The following is a 17,377-nucleotide window of genomic DNA, read 5'->3' as shown; positions in this document are numbered from 1 at the left end:
ATTTCCGAACCTACACGCCCCCTATCCCATGACACGTTTTGTAGACGCGGCCACGCTGAAAGCCTGGCTGCACGATGGCGCGGAAATCGCCCTGTTTGATGTGCGCGAGCATGGCCAGTACGGCCAGTCGCATTTGTTTTACGGCATCCCCCTTCCCTACAGCCGGCTTGAACTGGACGCACCGCGCCTGGCGCCGCGCCGCAGTGTGCGGTTGGTGGTTTATGACACCGACGGCAGTGGCGCAGCACCTTTGGCCGCGCGCCGCTTCAGCGCACTCGGCTACAGCGACGTGCAGGTGCTGCAGGGCGGCACAACCGGCTGGCAAGCCGCCGGTTTCCCTCTGTTTGCCGGCGTCAACGTACCGTCCAAGACCTTCGGCGAGCTGGCCGAACAGGTCTATCACACGCCCCGCGTCAGCGCGACCGAACTTGCGGCCATGCTGGAGCGGCAAGACGACGTGGTGGTGCTCGACGGCCGGCCGTTTTCGGAATTCCGCAAGATGAACATCCCGACGGCGATCAGTTGCCCGAACGGCGAGCTGGCCCTGCGCATCCGCGACCTGGTACCCAGCGATAACACCCACATCGTGATCAACTGCGCAGGCCGCACTCGCAGCATCATAGGCGCGCAAACGCTGATCAACCTGGGCCTGCGCAACCCTGTATCGGCGCTGGAAAACGGTACCCAGGGCTGGTACCTGGCAGACTTCAAACTCGAGCACGGCGGCACGCGCCGCTACAAGGACTCGGCCCAGCCCACAGAGCCTGCCGGCATGCGTGCGGCGGCCCAGGCGCTTGCAAAGCGTTTCGAGGTACCTGTCGTCGACGCACAGACTGTGCACGGCTGGGCAGGCGACGCGACGCGCACGCTCTTTTTGTGCGATGTTCGCAGCCCCGAAGAATTTGCACGCGGCAGCCTGCCGGGCGCGCAGCACACGCCGGGCGGCCAGCTGATCCAGGCCACCGACCAGTATGTGGGCGTGCGCCAGGCCCGGCTGGTGCTGTTCGATACGGACGGCATACGCGCCCTGACGGTCGCCAGCTGGCTGCGCCAGCTGGGCCACGACGCCAGCGTGCTGGACCAGGGCCTGGCCAGTGGTCTGGCGCTGCCCGCCACGGCGCCCGTGGCCCTGCCCGCGCTGCCCGCCACCACCGCGCAGGCCCTGTCGGCCGGGCTGGCCGATGGCACCGTGGCCGCCATCGACCTGCGGCCCAGCATGCAGTTTCGCCAAAACCATATCGCGGGCACATGCTGGTCCATACGGCCTCGCCTGGCACAGGCGCTGGCCGGTGAACACCGCCCGGTGGTGCTGGTTGCCGACGAGTCCGCTGTGGCCGCCTGCGCGGCCGTTGACCTCCAGGCACTGGGCCTGAAAGCCAGCCTGCTCGAGGGCGGCCTCGATGCCTGGCGCGCCGCCGGCTTTGCGCTGCAGGCCACTGACAACATCCCGGCCGACAGCGACTGCATCGACTACCTTTTCTTCGTGCATGACCGGCACGACGGCAACAAGGAAGCTGCCCGCCAGTACCTGGCCTGGGAAGTGAACCTGATCGGGCAGTTGGACGCGCTGGAACTGAAGGCATTCCAGTTGCCCGATGCCGCGGCCGCCCACCCCGCGTAATACTGATTTGGCCCCGCGCCGCCTCATTTTTTTTATTCATCTTTTGCCCCAATTCATTCAGGAGCCCCCATGCTTGCCAAACTGAAGTTCACCGCAGCCACACTGTGCTGCGCCCTCCTCTCCGTACACGGCGCCCCCTCAGCCCAACCCATGCCGCAGGTCGGCGGCTTCCCGAACCAGGCCATCAAGTTTGTGTCGCCTTTCCCGGCCGGCGGCGGCAATGACGCCACGACGCGCTTCGTGACGAGCCGCCTGTCCGACATCACCGGACAGAGCGCCATCGTCGACAACCGCGGCGGCGCCGGCGGCAACATAGGTGCCAAGGCCGTGGCCGACGCCAAGCCGGACGGCTACACCGTGCTCACAGGCCAGGTCTCGTTGATGGCCGTCAATCCCTCGCTGTATGCCTCGCCGGGTTTTGACCCGCTGAAAAACTTCCTGCCCATCACCCAGATCAATGCCGCGCCGCTGGTGCTGGTAGTGGCCAGCAACTCGCCCCTGAAAAGTTTTGCCGACCTCGCCGCGCAGACCAAAGCCCCAGGCGGGCGAGTCACCTATGCCACGCCCGGCAATGGCACACTCTCGCACCTCGTCGGCGTGGTTCTGGAAAAAGACAGCGCCATCAGCATGACCCACGTGCCCTACAAGGGCGCGGCGCCCGCCATCACCGACCTGCTGGGCGGCCAGGTAGACGTGCTCATTACCTCCACCGCCTCGGTGTCCAGCTTCATCCAGAACGGCAAGATGCGCGCCCTGGCCGTCACCAGCCCGCGCCGCATCGGCGTCTTCACCAAGGTGCCGACGCTGGAAGAGCTGGGCTACAAGAACACGACCTTTGAAGACTGGTACGGCTTCTTCGCACCGGCCGGCACGCCGCCCGAACGCGTGGCCTACCTGCACGACAGCATCGTGCGCTCGCTCAAGTCGCCGGAAGTCAGCAAGCTGATCACCGAGGGCGGCAGCGAAGTGGTGGGTAACACACCGGCAGCTTTTGCCGCGCAGCTCAAGGCAGACATCGCCCGCTGGTCGCGCGTCGTCAAGCTCTCGGGCGCCAAGCTAGACTGACCCCGGATTCATCAAACCGCCCCGACATGAGCAAAAAAACACCACCGGCCACCGCACCCAGTGCGTCACCCCTGACCCGCCTGGTCCACGCCGGCAAACAGCCGGCCTATGACGGCGGCCGGCCGGTCAACCCGGCCGTGGTGCGCGCCAGCACCGTGCTGTTCGACAACACGGCGCATCAGCGCGAGATGCGCCTGCGCCGCGGCGAGGAGCGCGTGTTCACCTACGGGGCGCGCGGCAACCCGACCAACTACGCGCTGGAAGACATGGTCAGCGAGCTTGAAGGCGCCTGGCGCACCCGGCTCTTTCCCACAGGCCTGGCCGCCATCGCGATGACGCTGTTGTCCTACCTCAAGCCCGGTGACCACCTGCTGATGTCGGACAGCGTCTACGAACCGGCGCGCAAGCTGGTGGAGTCCTTCCTCACGCCCTACAACATCCGCTGCACCTTCTTTGCAGCCGACGGCAGCGACGTGGAAGAAAAAATCGAGCCGGGCACGCGCATGATTTATGCCGAATGCCCGGGTTCGCTGGTGTATGAAATGTGCGACCTGCCGCGCCTGGCCGGCATTGCCCGTGCGCGGGGCCTGCTGCTGGTGGCCGACAACACCTGGGGCTCCGGCTACCAATACCGGCCGCTGGCACTGGGTGCCGACGTGTCCATCATGGCGGCCACCAAATACCTGTCGGGCCACTCCGACGTGATGATGGGCACCGTGGCCACCACGCAAGCCGCCTGGCAGGCGCTCAACGAGCGCAGCGATGCCTTCGGCATGACGGTGAGCCCCGACGATGCCTACCTGGTGCTGCGCGGCACACGCAGCATGGCCGCGCGCCTGGCCCTGCATGAAAGCGGCGCCCTGAAGGTGGCGGCCTGGCTGCAAACGCGCAGCGAAGTGGCGACCGTGTTCTGCCCGGCCCTGCCCGGCCATCCAGGTCACGCCATCTGGCAACGCGACTGCAAGGGCACCAACGGCCTGTTGTCCTTCGAGCTCCAGCGCACCTTCGACCAGGCCGCCGCCGAGCGGCTGATCGACGGCCTGCGGCTGTTTGGCCTGGGCGCTTCGTGGGGCGGCTATGAAAGCCTGGTCACGATGACCAACATGCGGGGCGCGCGCAGCGTGACCGACTGGTCGGGCCATGGCCAGATCGTGCGCTTGCACATCGGCCTGGAAGACCCGGTCGACCTGATATGCGACTTGCAACAGGGGTTTGCCGCATTGGCTGCCTGAAGGTTTTACCTCCGCGCCTTTGCCCTTCGCTTCTCCCCCAGCCTCTTTCCTCTCCCTCACTCCTTTTCATCCGCCCCCGCGGCGGCTCTCGCCTGCCCTTTTCTTTCAGGTTTGCATCACCATGCCCAGCCACGCACACCTTTGGCTCCAACGCACCCGCAGCCTCTGGCCGGGCATTGCCTCGCCGCTGCTCATCATGCTGGCCGCCACTTTCGTCTCCGAACATTACGGCGGCCCGCAACTGCTATACGCCCTGCTGTTCGGACTGGCCTTTCATTTCCTGCACGAGGACGCACGCTGCCGGCCCGGTATAGAGTTCTGCGCCAAAACCCTGTTGCGCATCGGCGTGGCCTTGCTGGGTGCGCGCATCACGCTCTCCCAAATCGGGCACTTGGGTATCGGGCCGCTGGCCACCGCGGTGCTGGGCATTGCCAGCACGATTACCCTGGGCGCCTGGCTGGCACGGCGCTTTGATTTAAAGACCGATTTCGGCCTGCTTTGCGGCGCGGCTGTTTCGATTTGCGGCGCCTCCGCAGCGCTGGCCGTGGCGGCCGTCATGCCCAAAACCGAAGAGAGCGAGCGCTACACACTGCTAACCGTTGTCGGCGTCACCGGCCTCTCGACACTGGCAATGGTTGTGTTTCCGTTGCTGGCAAAGGGTTTGCGGCTGGACGACACCGCTGCCGGCATCTTCCTGGGTGGCACCATCCATGACGTGGCGCAGGTTGTCGGCGCCGGCTTGCTGCTATCGCACGAGACTGGCGACGTCGCGGTGATCGTCAAGCTCTTTCGCGTCACGCTGCTGGTGCCTGTGGTGGCAGTGCTGGCCTGGTACTGGCGGCGGCGCAGCAGCCCCGGCGGCGATACCGGCCCGCGCACGCCGCTGCTGCCCTTCTTCCTGGTCGGCTTCATGGCGCTGGTGCTGGCCAACAGCCTGGGCGTGGTGACGCCACGGCTCAATGAGGCGCTGGGCCATGTGTCGCGCGCGTGTCTCGTGGTCGCCATTTCAGCGCTGGGCATCAAGACCTCGTTTGAAGCACTGGTGCAGCTCGGCTGGCGGCCCATGGCCCTGATGCTGCTGGAAACCCTGTGGCTGGTCGCCGTTTTTGCGGTGTACCTGTGCATTGTCCGGTGATGATTCGGCCGGAATTTGCTATGATTTTTATAGCTGCTTGCGCTCATGCTTAAAGGGCTGGAGCCCTAAAAGGCTTAAGACTTCAAGCCAGCAGGCAAGCCGCTTCCGTCTGGTCGTCCAGGCGGCGAAGCTCAGGCACCTCTTCAGCGCAGCGCGCAACGGCCAAGGGGCAGCGCGTTCGGAACACACACCCCGAGGGCGGTGACATCGGCGACGGCAGGTCGCCCTGCAGCAGCTGGATCACCTTCTTGCGCTCCAGCGCCGGGTCGGGAATCGGGATGGCCGACAGCAACGCCTGCGTGTAGGGGTGACGCGGCGCGGCATACAACGCCTTCTTTTTCGCCACTTCCATTTCATGCCCCAGGTACATCACCAAAATGCGGTCGCTGATGTGTTTGACGACGGCCAGGTCATGCGCGATGAAGATCAGCGCCAGACCCATGGATTTTTGCAGCGCCTTGAGCAGGTTGATGATTTGCGCCTGGATCGAGACATCGAGCGCTGACACCGGCTCGTCGCAGATGATGAGCTTGGGCTCCAGGATCAGCGCCCGGGCGATACCGATGCGCTGGCACTGGCCGCCTGAAAATTCATGCGGGTAGCGGTTGATCTGCTGCGCCATCAGGCCAACGCGGCCCATCATGGCCTTGACGCGCTGCATCACTTCGGCCTCGGGCATGCGCGGGCGATGCGTGCGCAAAGGTTCGGCAATGATCTGCGCGATGGTCATGCGCGGGTCCAGCGAGGCCAACGGATCCTGGAAGATCATCTGGATGTCTGACCGCACGCCCAGCCAGGCTTGAGATGAAGCGCCCGTCATCTCCTGGCCCATCCAGACAATGTTGCCGGCGGTGGCAGGAATCAGGTTCAGCACCGCACGCGCCAAGGTGGATTTTCCGCAGCCCGACTCACCCACCACGCCCAGCGTTTCGCCCGCATGGATGTCGAAGGAAATGCCGTCCACGGCTTTCAGGATTCGCGCCGGCGACCAGGGCCAGGCGCCGCTTTTGATCCTGAAGTGCACTTTCAGGTCGCGCACCGACAAAATAGGTTGAGAGGCATCACGCATGGACGGCTCCCTTGGCCGCAAGTTCAGACACAGCCTCACTTGATTTGTGGCAAGCCCTGAGCACCGCCGGGTTGTGCAAGGCCGGCAGCAACGCGGGCATCACGTCACGGCACTGATCGCTGGCCAGCGTACAACGTTCGCTGAACGGGCAGCCCTTGGGAAGCCGCGCCATGTTGGGCGGCGCGCCTGGGATGGCGACCAGCGCTTCGTCATCCGCGTCCAGGCGCGGTATGGCACCCAGCAGGCCCACGGTATAGGGATGGGAGGCTCCATAAAAAATGCTGTCGGCACTGCCCTGCTCCATCACGCGCCCGCCGTACAGCACCATCACTTCATCGCACAGGCCCGCCACCACGCCCAGGTCGTGCGTGATCATGATGATCGCCGTTCCGAAGTCGCGCTGAAGATCGCGCAGCAAGGCGATGATTTGCGCCTGCACCGTCACGTCCAGCGCCGTGGTGGGCTCGTCGGCGATCAGCACTTCGGGCTCGCAGAGCAAGGCCATGGCGATCATCACACGCTGGCGCATGCCGCCCGAAAACTCGTGCGGGTACATGGTGATACGCCGCGCAGCTTCCGGGATCTTGACGGCGTCCAGCAGCTGGACCGACCTTGCGCGGGCGGACTTCCGGTCAAAGCCCTTGTGGAACTGCAGCACCTCGGTCATCTGCCGCTCCACCGTCAGGTAAGGGTTCAGCGACGTCATCGGGTCCTGAAAGATCATGGCCACGCGGTTGCCGCGAATCCTGTTGAGCTCGGCCGGCTTCATGGCCAGCAGGTCCTGGCCTTTGTAGAGGGCCTGGCCGGTGGCTTTGCCGTTGCCGGCGAGCAGGCCCATCATGGCCAGCACGCTCTGGCTTTTTCCGGAACCGCTTTCGCCGACGATGCCCAAAGTCTGGCCGCGCTCCAGCGAAAAATTGATGCCGTTGACGGCGTAGACAAGCCCGTCCTGGGTCTGGAACTGGACCCCGAGGTTGTTGACTTCAATCAGGCTCATGGTGCGGCTCAGCGGTCTTTGGGGTCGAGCGCATCACGCAGGCCGTCCCCGATGTAGTTGAAGCAGTACAGGGTCAACGAGAGCATGCCCGCCGGAAACAGCAGCATCCAGGGCGAGACTTCCATGACGGACGCACCGTCGTGGATCAGCACGCCCCAACTTGTCATTGGCTCCTGGATGCCCAGCCCCAGGAATGACAGCACGGACTCGACCAGGATCACGGCCGGCACGGTGACCGTGGTGTAGATCGCGACGATGCCCAGAAGATTGGGAACAATGTGCTGGAAGATGATGCGCCGTGTAGGCACGCCCAACGCGCGGGCCGCTTCAATGAACTCCTTGGAGCGCAGCGACAGCGTCTGGCCGCGCACCACGCGTGCCATGTTCATCCACGAAAATACCGTGATGGTGATCACCACCAGGTAAAAAGCCCGCCCCAATATGGTCACCATCAGGATGGCGATCAGCAAGTAAGGCACCGCGTACATCATGTCAACGACGCGCATCATGAAGGCATCTACCCTGCCGCCTATAAAGCCCGCCGTCGCGCCCCAGACAATGCCCAGCGTGACGGCTGACATGGTCGCCAGGAATCCCACCAAGAGCGACACGCGGCCGCCAATCAGACTGCGCACCAACAGGTCGCGGCCCGACTCGTCGGTGCCGAAAAAATGCCAGCCCTTGAGCATGGGCGGCAGGCTCATCGCGTCCCAGTCGGCGGCGTCAAAAGCATTGGGCAGCAGCCAGGGTCCGACGATGCAGCACAGCGTGATAAATGCCAGCAGGTACAGGCTGAACACCGCGGCCTTGTTGCGCATGAAGCGCACGCGCGCATCCGCCCAGGGGCTGCGGCCGTGGATCTCGGCGTCGGCCAGCGTCTGGCCGACAGCCGTGGCGAGTTGGTCTTGTCTGGTTTTTTTTTCGAGCAGCATGCAGGCCTCTGCTCAGTACCGGATCTTCGGGTCGAGCAAGGCGTAGGCCAGGTCCACCAGCAAATTCAATGTGACGGCGATCACGGTCACCAGCACGACGAGGCCCAGGACCAGGGTGTAGTCGCGGTTGGCGGCGCCATTGACGATCAGCTTGCCGATGCCCGGCAGCGAGAACACCGACTCGGTCACGATGGCGGAGGTGATGGATGAAATCGCCAGGGGGCCCATGACAGACACCACCGGCAGCAGCGCGGGCTTGAGGGCGTGGCGCAGGATGACGGTGCGCATGGGCAGGCCCTTGGCGCGCGCGGTGCGGATGAAATTGCTGTGCAGCACCTCAATCAGGCTGCCGCGCATGACGCGCGCGATGGTGGCCACGTTGATGAAGATCAGCAGCAGCATGGGCAGGATCATGAAGCGCGGCGCGAAGTCGTTCCAGCCCCCCGCCGGTGCCACCTTCAGCCAGACGGCGAACACCAGGATCAACACCGGGCCGATCACGAACGAGGGGAACACATGCCCGGCATTGCCGAGCAGCATCACGAGGTAGTCGACCGCGCTGTTCTGGCGCACGGCGGCCACCGTGCCAAGGAACACACCGAGAAAGAAGGAGATGACGATGGCGCCCCCGCCTATCGCCGCGGACACCGGCAGCGCATTGGCCACCAACTCGTTGACCGACCAGTCGGCATAACGGAACGAGGCGCCCAGATCGCCGTGCAGCAGGCTGTTGAGGTAATACAGGTACTGCTGCCACAGCGGCAAATCAAGGTGGTACTTGGCCTGCAGATTGGCCAGCACCGCGGCGGACACCTTGCGCTCGTCGTCAAACGGCCCGCCCGGCGTGCCGTGCAGGAGGATATAGCAGACGGTGACAACGGCCAGCAAGGTGGGAATCGTCGCCAGGATGCGTCTGAAGGTGTAGGACCACATGGGGAATATCTCCGGGCTAGGTCTATGTCAGTGTGAGCGCCTGAACGCGTCGGCCAGGTACAGCTTAGCCCTGAAAGGCCTGCGAGGCATCAGAAAAACGTTGAAAGGCGGTGAAAAGCAGATCAAGGACAGGCAGGCGCACGGCGGCGCCCGCCATCCGGACATCAATGCTTGATGATGTACAGGTCCTTGCCGCGGTAGCGGTCCAGCGCGTTGGTGGTCGAATAACCGCCCACATAAGGCTTGACCAGGCGCGGCACGGTGTATTGCAGCAAAGGGATGATGGGATAGTCTTCCATGATCATCCTGGCGGCTTGCGTCAGCAGCGTCTTGCGCTTGGCCGGGTCCATCGACTGGTTGCCTTCATCGATCAGCGCAGAGGCCTTGCGGTTGCAGCTGTTGTGGTAGTTCTGGTCAGAATCGCACTGCACCAGCGTCAACCAGGTGGTGGCGTCGTTGTAGTCGGCGATCCAGCCGTTGCGGGCGATCTGGTAGTCCTTGTCGGTGCGCTTCTTGATCAGCACCTTGAACTCCATCGCTTCGAGTTCGACGTCCAGGCCCAGCTTGGTCTTCCACTCGGAGGCCGCAAAGATGGCCATTTTCTTGTGGTAATCGCTGGTGTTGTAGGAGAACTTGAGCTTGGTGCCGGCCGGAAGATTCGCTTCCTTCAGCAGCTTCTTGGCTTCGGCGATGCGCTTGTCGGCGGGCCACTTGGCCCAGTCGTAAGAGGTGACGTCGGCACCCGAAGTGCCTTTGACGATCACGCCGTATGCCGGGGTCTGGCCGTCGGCCGTCACGCGCTGCGCGAGGATGTCGCGGTCCAGCGCCATCGACAGCGCCTTGCGCACACGGATGTCCTTGAGTGCCGGGTCCGCATTGTTGAGCGAGTAATAGCGCAGGCCCAGCATGTCGGTGTTGCGGATTTCCTTGGGATATTGCGCCTTGTACTTGTCGAAGGTGCCTGGCGGGAGCTGGTAAACCCAGTCGTTCTCGCCCGACTCATAAAGCTTCACATCGGCATTGCCGTCTTCGACCGAGAGGTAGGTGAGTTTGGTGAGCTGGACATTCTTCGCGTCCCAGTACGCCGGGTTCTTGACCAGGATGATCTTGCTGTTGACCTGCCAGTCTTTCAGCGAGAAGGCGCCGTTGTTCACCATGTTGGCGGGCCGGGTCCAGTCCTTGCCGAATTTCTCGATGGTGGCTTTATGCAGGGGAGCGAGCTGGGGATTGGAAACGACCTCGGGCAGGAAACCGACCGGGAAAGGTGTCCTGATTTCCAGGGTGTAAGGGTCCACGGCCTTGACACCCAACTCGGTGACGGGCTTCTTGCCTTCAATGATCTCTTTGGCATTGAGCAGGAAGACGCCGTAGGTGGAAGCGTATTTGGAGGCGGTCGCCGGATCGACGAAGCGGCGCATGCTGTAGATGAAGTCTTCGGCCGTCACCGGGTCGCCGTTGGACCATTTGGCGTTCTTGCGCAGCTTGAAGACCCAGGTCAGGGGGTCCATCTGCTTCCAGCTCTCTGCCACGGCGGGGACGATCTTGCCGTTTTGGTCGGCGGCAGCCAGGCCTTCAAACATGTCGCGGATCACGTTGTTGGCCGGAACACCCGTCGCCAGTGCCGCATCCAGGGTTTCAGGCTCGGAGCCATTGTTGCGGACCAGTTCCTGCGTCTCGTGCAGCTTCACGCCCGCGGGCACCGTGGCCGCCACCGCCAGGCCAGCCAAGGCCAGCAGCACGGCGCTTGTCAGCGCCTTCATCGTCCAGTTTGAGTTCATGCCTGTTGCACTCCCGAATAGAAAATTGGCGGGCTTGTGGCCCGCCATGGTTGATGGAACGGGGCCCCTCTCGTGAGAGGAGCCCCCGTTTGCCTGTCAGTCGGCGCGAATATACCGCCGCGCCAGGCGCAGCCCCGTAGGGAGTAACCCTTCAGCAATTACCGTGCCTTCACGAAGCCATGGGTGGCGCGGAAGTCAAGGGGATACATAGGGAACACTTGCTCACAACTGAACGAGCGAGGCGACAGCCACGGGGCATGGACAGGTACCGCGATTCAAGCCGTGCATCACGGCACGGCTGGAGTCAGTGCCTGGTTCAAGCCTTCACGCAATTCCGGCGGCGAAGCGGCGGCGCCTTCTGACGCCATGGCGAGTGTCAGCAGGATTGCTATTGTTTTGATAGCTGCTTGCGCCCACGATGATTGACTTGCAGGCACAAATCACCTGAATTTTGGGTACCGGAAGAAAACCGGCCGCCCTGCTCTTGTGAGAATTTAAATAAAAATAGCTACCAGCCCAATAACCATGGGCGCAAGCAGCTATCAATCTTGTAGCGCGGGCGTCTGGTCCCGCAGACGCCCTCAGGCGCCGCGCACCCGCTCAGCGGCTGAGCTGGGTGGACGCCTTCAGGCTCAAGGCTTCCTCAGGCGGCTCTTTCCAGCCGCCACCCAAGGTCTTGTACAGCGTGACCTGGCTTTGCAGCTGTGCCAGCCGGGTTTGCACCACCGCCTGGCGTGCGGCGAACAGCGAGCGCTGTGCATCGAGCTGGTCCAGATAGCTGGCCACACCGTTCTGGTAGCGCAGATCAGCCAGTTTGAAACGCGTCGCCTCGGCATTGGCCTGCGCCTGCTGGGCACGCAGCTGCTCGCCCAAGGTGTCGCGGCCCGCCAGCGCATCGGCCACTTCACGGAAAGCCGTCTGGATGGACTTTTCGTACTGGGCGATGGCAATGTCACGCCCGGCATTGGCCGAATCCAGCCCGGCACGGTTACGGCCCGCATCAAAAAGCGGAAGGATCAGTTGCGGCGCCAGCGTCCAGCCGTAGGATCCGCTCTTGAACAGGCCCGACAGGTGCGAGCTGGCGCTGCCGGCAGAAGCCGTGAGTGAGATACGCGGGAAAAAAGCCGCACGGGCCGCGCCGATGTCGGCGTTGGCAGACAGCAGCTGTTGCTCGGCCTGGCGGATGTCTGGGCGGCGTTCCAGCAAGTCAGACGGCAGCCCCGCGGGCACGTCCACCATCATGGGGGCGTCTGCCAGACCTTTGCCGGCAGGCAAGGCCACCGCCAGGTCACCGCTCAATGGCTGGCCGATCAGCAGGGTCAGTGCGTTCTGATCCAGCGCACGCTGGCGCACCAGTTGGGCCAGCGATGCGCGGGCCGCTTCGGTCAATGACTCGGCCTGGCGGAAGTCCAGCTCGGAAGCGACGCCGTTGTCAAAGCGCAGCTTGCTGAGCTTGAAGGACTCTTCCCGTGTAGCCAGTGTTTGCTGCGTGATGGCCAGCAGTTCTTCGTCGGCCAGCAGGCTGAGGTAGGTGTTGGCCACCGATGCAATCAGGCTGATCTGTGCCGTCTTGCGACCTTCTTCCGTTGCCAGGTACTGCGCCAACGCCGCCTCTTTCAGACTGGAGACCCGGCCGAAAAAGTCGAGCTCGTAGGATGGCATCAGCAAACCGCCGGTATAAGTGCTGGTGATGCTGCCGTTACCGTTGGCATTGGGCTGGCGCGAACCGGTGATGCCGGCATTGATCGTGGGAAACTGGTCGGCACGCTGGATCCGGTACTGGGCCCTGGCTTGCTCAATATTGAGCACGGCGATGCGCAGGTCGCGGTTGTTGCGCAGCGCGGCCTCAATCAGCTGCCGCAATTTAGGGTCGCTGAAAAAAGCCTGCCACTCGATGTCGGCTGCCGCGACGGCCGGTGCGGTAGCAGCAGACTGCGCTTGCGCGGAACCGGTGGTGAAACCGGAAACAGCCGGCCACTGGTCTGCGATGGGGGCTGCCGGGCGCTCGTACTTCGGAATCATCGAGCAGCCGGCCAGGAGTGCCGCAGCACCAACCGCCAAAAGCTGCGGGAACCTGGGTTTCATGCTGGATTTACTCATGGGCTTTACCTTCACTTCCTTCTTCTCCGGTGATGCCTGCCGCCTTGGCATGCTCCGAATACATCCTGTTTTGCCGCTCGCTGCCCTTGAAGAGGCCGCGCACGACCACAAAGAACACCGGAACGAAAATCACCGCCAGGATCGTGCCGGTGATCATGCCGCCGATCACGCCGGTACCGATGGCACGCTGGCTTGCGGAGCCGGCGCCCGAAGCCAGTACCAGCGGCAGCACGCCCAGACCGAAGGCCAGCGACGTCATGACGATGGGTCGGAACCGCAGGTGCGCGGCAGCCAGCGCCGACTCGATGACACCTTTGCCCTGCGCCTGCAAGTCCTTGGCAAACTCGATGATCAGAATCGCGTTCTTCGCCGACAGGCCGATGATGGTGATCAGCCCCACCTGGAAGTACACGTCATTCGAATAACTACGCAGCAGCGTTGCCAGCAACACACCGATCACGCCTAACGGCACCACCAGGATCACCGCGAGCGGAATGCTCCAGCTTTCGTACAGGGCCGCAAGGCACAGGAACACCGCGAGGATGGCGAAACCATAGAGCAACATGGCTTGCGAGCCCGCAAGTTTTTCCTCACGCGACTGGCCCGTCCATTCGAAACCGAAGCCCTGCGGCAGTTGCGCTGCGAGTTTTTCCATCTCGGCCATTGCTGCGCCCGAGCTGTAGCCTGGCGCGGCGCTGCCGCTGATACGCACGGCCGGGTAGCCGTTGTAACGCACTGTTTGCATCGCACCCTTGATCCACCGCGTGCTGGCAAACGACGACAACGGAACCGGCAGGCCGCGGCTGTTGATGGCGTTGAGCCGGAGCAGGTCGTCGGGCTGCATGCGCGAAGGCGCGTCGGCCTGTACCACCACACGCTGCAGGCGCCCCTGGTTGGGGAAGTCGTTCACATAGCTGGATCCCAGCGAGGTCGACAGGACCGCGTTGATCGCGTCAAACGGCACGCCCAGCGCATTGGCTTTGTCACGGTCTATGTCCAGCTGCAGCTGCGGCGCATCTTCCAGGCCGTCGGGCCGTACCTGTGTGAGCACCGGACTCTTGGCAACCATGCCCAAAAGCTGGTTGCGTGCGTTGATAAGCGCATCATGGCCCGCACCTCCGCGGTCCTGCAGGCGGAAGCTGAAGCCCGAGGCCGTTCCCAGTTCGGGAATGGGTGGGGGGCTGAGCGGAAAGATGAAGGCATCACGCACACCCATGAGGGCGCCGAAAGCCCGTCCTGCTATCGCTGAGGCCGAATGCGCTTCGCCGTCGCGCTCGTTCCAGTCCTTGAGCGTCACGAACGCCAGCGCGGCATTCTGGCCCTGGCCGGAAAAGCTGAAGCCAAGCACGCCGACCATGCTTTCGACTTCCGGCTGCTTGAGCATGAAACCCTCGACTTTCTCCATCACCGAAAGCGTGCGCTCGTAAGTTGCGCCCGGCGGCAACTGCACGTTCACCAGCAGGTTGCCCTGGTCTTCATTGGGCAGGAAGGATGTGGGCAAACGCAGGTATACCACCGCCACAGCGGCAATGATGGCCACATAGATCACCAGGTAACGTGCGGCGCGTTTGAGAATACGCGCGACCATGCTTTCATAGCTTTTTGCGGTGCGCGAGAACCCCCGGTTGAACCAGCCGAAAAAACCCTTTTTCTCGTGATGGTGCCCAGCCTCAACCGGCTTGAGCAGCGTGGCGCAAAGTGCCGGCGTGAGGGACAGGGCCAGGAAGGCGGAAAAGCCGATGGACGAAACCATCACGGCGGAGAACTGGCGGTAGATGTTGCCGGTCGAGCCCGCGAAAAATGCCAAAGGCACAAACACGGAAATCAGCACCACGGTGACGCCAATGATGGCGCCCGAAATCTGGCCCATCGCCTTGCGGGTGGCCTCCAGCGGCGGCAGGCCCTCTTCGGTCATGATGCGTTCGACGTTTTCGACGACCACGATCGCATCATCGACGACGATACCGATCACCAGCACCATGCCGAACATGGTGAGCACGTTGATCGAGAAACCGAGCGCCAGCAAGGTGGCGAAAGTGCCCAGCAATGCAATCGGCACCACGATGGTCGGGATGATGGTGTAGCGCCAGTTCTGCAGGAACAGGAACATCACGAGGAACACCAGGGCCACCGCCTCAAACAGCGTTTCCGCGACCTGGGAAATCGAAATCTTGACGAAGCGCGAGCTGTCGTAGGGGATGCTCCACTTCATGCCTTGCGGAAAATAGCGCTCGAGTTCGGTCATCTTGGTTCGAACGGCCTTGGCAGCGGCAAGCGCGTTGCCGCTGGGTGCCAGCTGAACACCGATACCGATCGCCGTCTTGCCGTTCAGGCGAGCCGACGTGGCATACGTTTGGCCACCCAGTTCAATGCGGGCCACGTCTTTAAGGCGCACCGACGAACCGTCGGTGTTGGCGCGAAGGACAATGTTGCCGAACTGCTCGACATTGGCAAGCTGGCCGGTGACTACCACGGTGGCAGCAATGCCTTGTCCCGCTACATTGGGACGGTCGCCGATGCTGCCGGCCGACACCTGGGCATTTTGCGCGCGGATGGCGTTGTTAACGTCATTTGCCGACAGGCTGAAACCCGTGAGCTTGGCCGGGTCCAGCCAGATGCGCATGGCGCGCTCACTGCCGAAGAGCTGGGCTTGGCCGATTCCTTTGACACGCTGGATCTCGGGCACGATGTTGCGCGAAGCGTAATCACCGAGCGCGACGGGGTCGTGCGCGGGATTGTCGGACGACAGCATGATGAACAGCAGGAAGTTGGAGCGTGATTTGTCGACGCGAACGCCTTGCTGCGTGACGGCGGCGGGCAGCCGCGGCGAGGCGCGCGACAGGCGGTTCTGCACATCCACCTGCGCGAGATCGGGGTTGGTGCCGGGCTCGAAGCTCAGCGTGATGCTGCCGGAGCCGTCGGCCTGCGCCACCGACTCCATGTAGATCAGGCCGGGTGAACCGTTCATTTCGCGCTCGATCACCGACAACACGCTGTCTTCGAGCGTCTGGGCAGAGGCGCCGGGATAGGCGGTGTTGACGACAATCGAAGGCGGCGCGACGGGCGGGTACTGGGCAATCGGCAGCTGCGTGATAGCCACGCCGCCGACCACCAGGATGAACAGTGCGATCACCCAGGCAAAGATCGGCCGATCAATAAAAAACTTGGCCATGTAGTTGGCTCCTTACTTCGCTGCTGCAGAAGCAGCGGAGGCCGCAGGCGCAGCAGCTTGCGCACCGGAGGCGGCGGATACGGGGGCGGAAGCCGCATCGGCCGGCTTCGCACCGGCCGGTTGCCATGGCACGGGCTTCACGGGTGCACCTGGCTGCAGTTTCTGGAATCCATCCACCATGACTTTTTCGCCGGTCTTCAGACCGTCGAGCACCACCCACTGGTTGCCCTTGGCGGAGCCAATCTTGATGGGGCGCGGGCTGACTTTTCCATCGTCACCCACCACCATGACAGTGTCGCCCTGCGCGGTGCGCGTGACAGCTTGCTGGGGCAAGGTGATGGCATTGCTGGCCTGCGCCTGCTCCAGGCGTACGCGCACATAAAGGCCGGGAAGCAGCTGGCCACCGGGATTGGGCACCTCTGCCCTCAGGGTCACCTGCCCCGTCGTGGAGTCGACCGTCAGGTCGGAAAACAGCAGGCGGCCGGGGCGGGCGTATTCAGTGCCATCTTCGAGCACGATGCGCACGCTGGCCGCTTCGGCACCGGTGGCACGTTTGAACTGGCCACTTTCCATGGCGGCACGCAGCTTCATGATTTCAGGAGCGGATTGCGTGAAGTTCACATACATGGGGTTGATTTGCTGGACCACAGCCAGCTGGGTGGCCTCGCCCTGACCAACCAGGGCGCCTTCGGTGACCAATGCGCGGCCAATGCGGCCCGAGATCGGGGCTGTCACTGCCGCGTAGCCCAGATTGATGCTGGCTGTCTGCACATTCGCCTTGCCCACGGCAACGTCGGCCTCCGCCTGCTTTTGCGCCGCGACAGCGTTGGCATATTCCTGCTTGCTGATGGCGTTAGCTTCTACCAGCGGCTTGTAACGCTCGGCCAATGCGGCGGCCTGCGCCAGGTTGGCCTCGGCGCGCGCCTGGCCCGCTTTCGCGCTGGCGGCGGCGGCGGCATACGGTGCGGGATCAATCGTGAACAGCGCCTGCCCTTCTTTCACGTCGCTGCCTTCACGGAACAGCCGTTTTTGCAGGATACCGGCCGCACGGGCCCTGACCTGTGCCACACGCGAAGCCTCAAGGCGGCCGGGCAGCTCGGTCACCAAACCGACGTCACCCTGGGTAACTGTCACCACACCCACTTCCGCAGGAGGCGGTGCCCCGCCGGGAGCACCGGCACCCTTGCCGCATCCGGCCAGGAACAATGTGAGTGCAGCAATCAGGACGAGAGGCTGGTATGGCGCAAACGGGGAGAATAAAGGCGAATGGACAATGCGAGACTTGGGCATGCTGATCCTCAAAATTTGGGAAAAAAGCGGAAAACGGAATATGTGAGCGGCAT

The 17,377-nt window shown here is 63.3% G+C and carries 12 protein-coding genes; 4 read left to right on the top strand and 8 right to left on the bottom strand.

Annotation, left to right across the window (positions count from 1 at the left end):
- Positions 1-28: 28 nt before the first annotated feature.
- From AC1DZE_RS07125 to AC1DZE_RS07110, 4 genes are all read left to right on the top strand, one after another.
- The gene (locus AC1DZE_RS07125) at positions 29-1,621 is read left to right on the top strand and encodes a rhodanese-like domain-containing protein (RefSeq protein WP_477669042.1); all 1,593 of its coding nucleotides are present in this window, start codon (positions 29-31) and stop codon (positions 1,619-1,621) included.
- Positions 1,622-1,690: 69 nt separating this feature from the next.
- Positions 1,691-2,686, top strand: a complete 996-nt coding sequence (locus AC1DZE_RS07120) for a Bug family tripartite tricarboxylate transporter substrate binding protein (protein ID WP_477673405.1) — start codon at positions 1,691-1,693, stop codon at positions 2,684-2,686.
- Between the two features lie 26 nt (positions 2,687-2,712).
- Positions 2,713-3,918: a cystathionine beta-lyase gene (gene metC, locus AC1DZE_RS07115; RefSeq protein ID WP_477673404.1), complete on the top strand. Its 1,206-nt coding sequence runs from the start codon at positions 2,713-2,715 to the stop codon at positions 3,916-3,918.
- A 121-nt stretch (positions 3,919-4,039) separates the two neighbouring features.
- Positions 4,040-5,053 carry a YeiH family protein gene (locus tag AC1DZE_RS07110; RefSeq protein ID WP_477669039.1) on the top strand — a complete coding sequence of 338 codons (1,014 nt, stop codon included), beginning with the start codon at positions 4,040-4,042 and terminating at the stop codon, positions 5,051-5,053.
- An 82-nt stretch (positions 5,054-5,135) separates the two neighbouring features.
- Here AC1DZE_RS07110 and oppF read toward each other — a convergent pair whose 3' ends face one another.
- From oppF to AC1DZE_RS07070, 8 genes are all read right to left on the bottom strand, one after another.
- Complete coding sequence (gene oppF, locus AC1DZE_RS07105; protein WP_477669038.1) at positions 5,136-6,122, bottom strand: murein tripeptide/oligopeptide ABC transporter ATP binding protein OppF; 987 nt, start codon at positions 6,120-6,122, stop codon at positions 5,136-5,138.
- On the bottom strand, positions 6,115-7,119 hold the full coding sequence (locus tag AC1DZE_RS07100) for an oligopeptide/dipeptide ABC transporter ATP-binding protein (protein WP_477669037.1): 1,005 nt from the start codon (positions 7,117-7,119) through the stop codon (positions 6,115-6,117). Before AC1DZE_RS07100 ends, oppF begins: the two co-directional genes overlap by 8 nt.
- Positions 7,120-7,127: 8 nt before the next feature.
- Positions 7,128-8,051: an ABC transporter permease subunit gene (locus AC1DZE_RS07095; RefSeq protein WP_477699913.1), complete on the bottom strand. Its 924-nt coding sequence runs from the start codon at positions 8,049-8,051 to the stop codon at positions 7,128-7,130.
- A gap of 12 nt (positions 8,052-8,063) precedes the next feature.
- Entirely contained in the window at positions 8,064-8,984 is a 921-nt protein-coding gene (gene oppB / locus AC1DZE_RS07090; RefSeq protein ID WP_477672382.1) for an oligopeptide ABC transporter permease OppB, read from the bottom strand.
- Positions 8,985-9,148: 164 nt separating this feature from the next.
- A complete protein-coding gene (locus tag AC1DZE_RS07085; protein WP_477669034.1) occupies positions 9,149-10,762 on the bottom strand; it encodes a peptide ABC transporter substrate-binding protein in 1,614 nt (537 codons plus the stop codon).
- A 600-nt stretch (positions 10,763-11,362) separates the two neighbouring features.
- Positions 11,363-12,862, bottom strand: coding sequence for an efflux transporter outer membrane subunit (locus AC1DZE_RS07080; RefSeq protein WP_477699912.1), 1,500 nt, complete (start codon positions 12,860-12,862; stop codon positions 11,363-11,365).
- Positions 12,855-16,034: an efflux RND transporter permease subunit gene (locus AC1DZE_RS07075; protein WP_477649569.1), complete on the bottom strand. Its 3,180-nt coding sequence runs from the start codon at positions 16,032-16,034 to the stop codon at positions 12,855-12,857. Before AC1DZE_RS07075 ends, AC1DZE_RS07080 begins: the two co-directional genes overlap by 8 nt.
- A gap of 12 nt (positions 16,035-16,046) precedes the next feature.
- Positions 16,047-17,324 carry an efflux RND transporter periplasmic adaptor subunit gene (locus AC1DZE_RS07070; RefSeq protein WP_477669032.1) on the bottom strand — a complete coding sequence of 426 codons (1,278 nt, stop codon included), beginning with the start codon at positions 17,322-17,324 and terminating at the stop codon, positions 16,047-16,049.
- Positions 17,325-17,377: the final 53 nt, after the last annotated feature.

This window comes from Polaromonas sp. P1_F1 (genome assembly GCF_056405795.1).
Note: the sequence above shows the minus strand (reverse complement) of the source record. Positions and strands in the feature narration are given on the sequence as shown.

Bases quoted from the DNA above. Each gene is read 5' to 3' on its own strand.
- AC1DZE_RS07125 (WP_477669042.1), top strand. From the start codon at position 29: ATGACACGTTTTGTAGACGCGGCCACGCTGAAAGCCTGGCTGCACGAT.
- AC1DZE_RS07120 (WP_477673405.1), top strand. From the start codon at position 1,691: ATGCTTGCCAAACTGAAGTTCACCGCAGCCACACTGTGCTGCGCCCTC.
- metC (WP_477673404.1), top strand. From the start codon at position 2,713: ATGAGCAAAAAAACACCACCGGCCACCGCACCCAGTGCGTCACCCCTG.
- AC1DZE_RS07110 (WP_477669039.1), top strand. From the start codon at position 4,040: ATGCCCAGCCACGCACACCTTTGGCTCCAACGCACCCGCAGCCTCTGG.
- oppF (WP_477669038.1), bottom strand. From the start codon at position 6,122: ATGCGTGATGCCTCTCAACCTATTTTGTCGGTGCGCGACCTGAAAGTG.
- AC1DZE_RS07100 (WP_477669037.1), bottom strand. From the start codon at position 7,119: ATGAGCCTGATTGAAGTCAACAACCTCGGGGTCCAGTTCCAGACCCAG.
- AC1DZE_RS07095 (WP_477699913.1), bottom strand. From the start codon at position 8,051: ATGCTGCTCGAAAAAAAAACCAGACAAGACCAACTCGCCACGGCTGTC.
- oppB (WP_477672382.1), bottom strand. From the start codon at position 8,984: ATGTGGTCCTACACCTTCAGACGCATCCTGGCGACGATTCCCACCTTG.
- AC1DZE_RS07085 (WP_477669034.1), bottom strand. From the start codon at position 10,762: ATGAACTCAAACTGGACGATGAAGGCGCTGACAAGCGCCGTGCTGCTG.
- AC1DZE_RS07080 (WP_477699912.1), bottom strand. From the start codon at position 12,862: ATGAGTAAATCCAGCATGAAACCCAGGTTCCCGCAGCTTTTGGCGGTT.
- AC1DZE_RS07075 (WP_477649569.1), bottom strand. From the start codon at position 16,034: ATGGCCAAGTTTTTTATTGATCGGCCGATCTTTGCCTGGGTGATCGCA.
- AC1DZE_RS07070 (WP_477669032.1), bottom strand. From the start codon at position 17,324: ATGCCCAAGTCTCGCATTGTCCATTCGCCTTTATTCTCCCCGTTTGCG.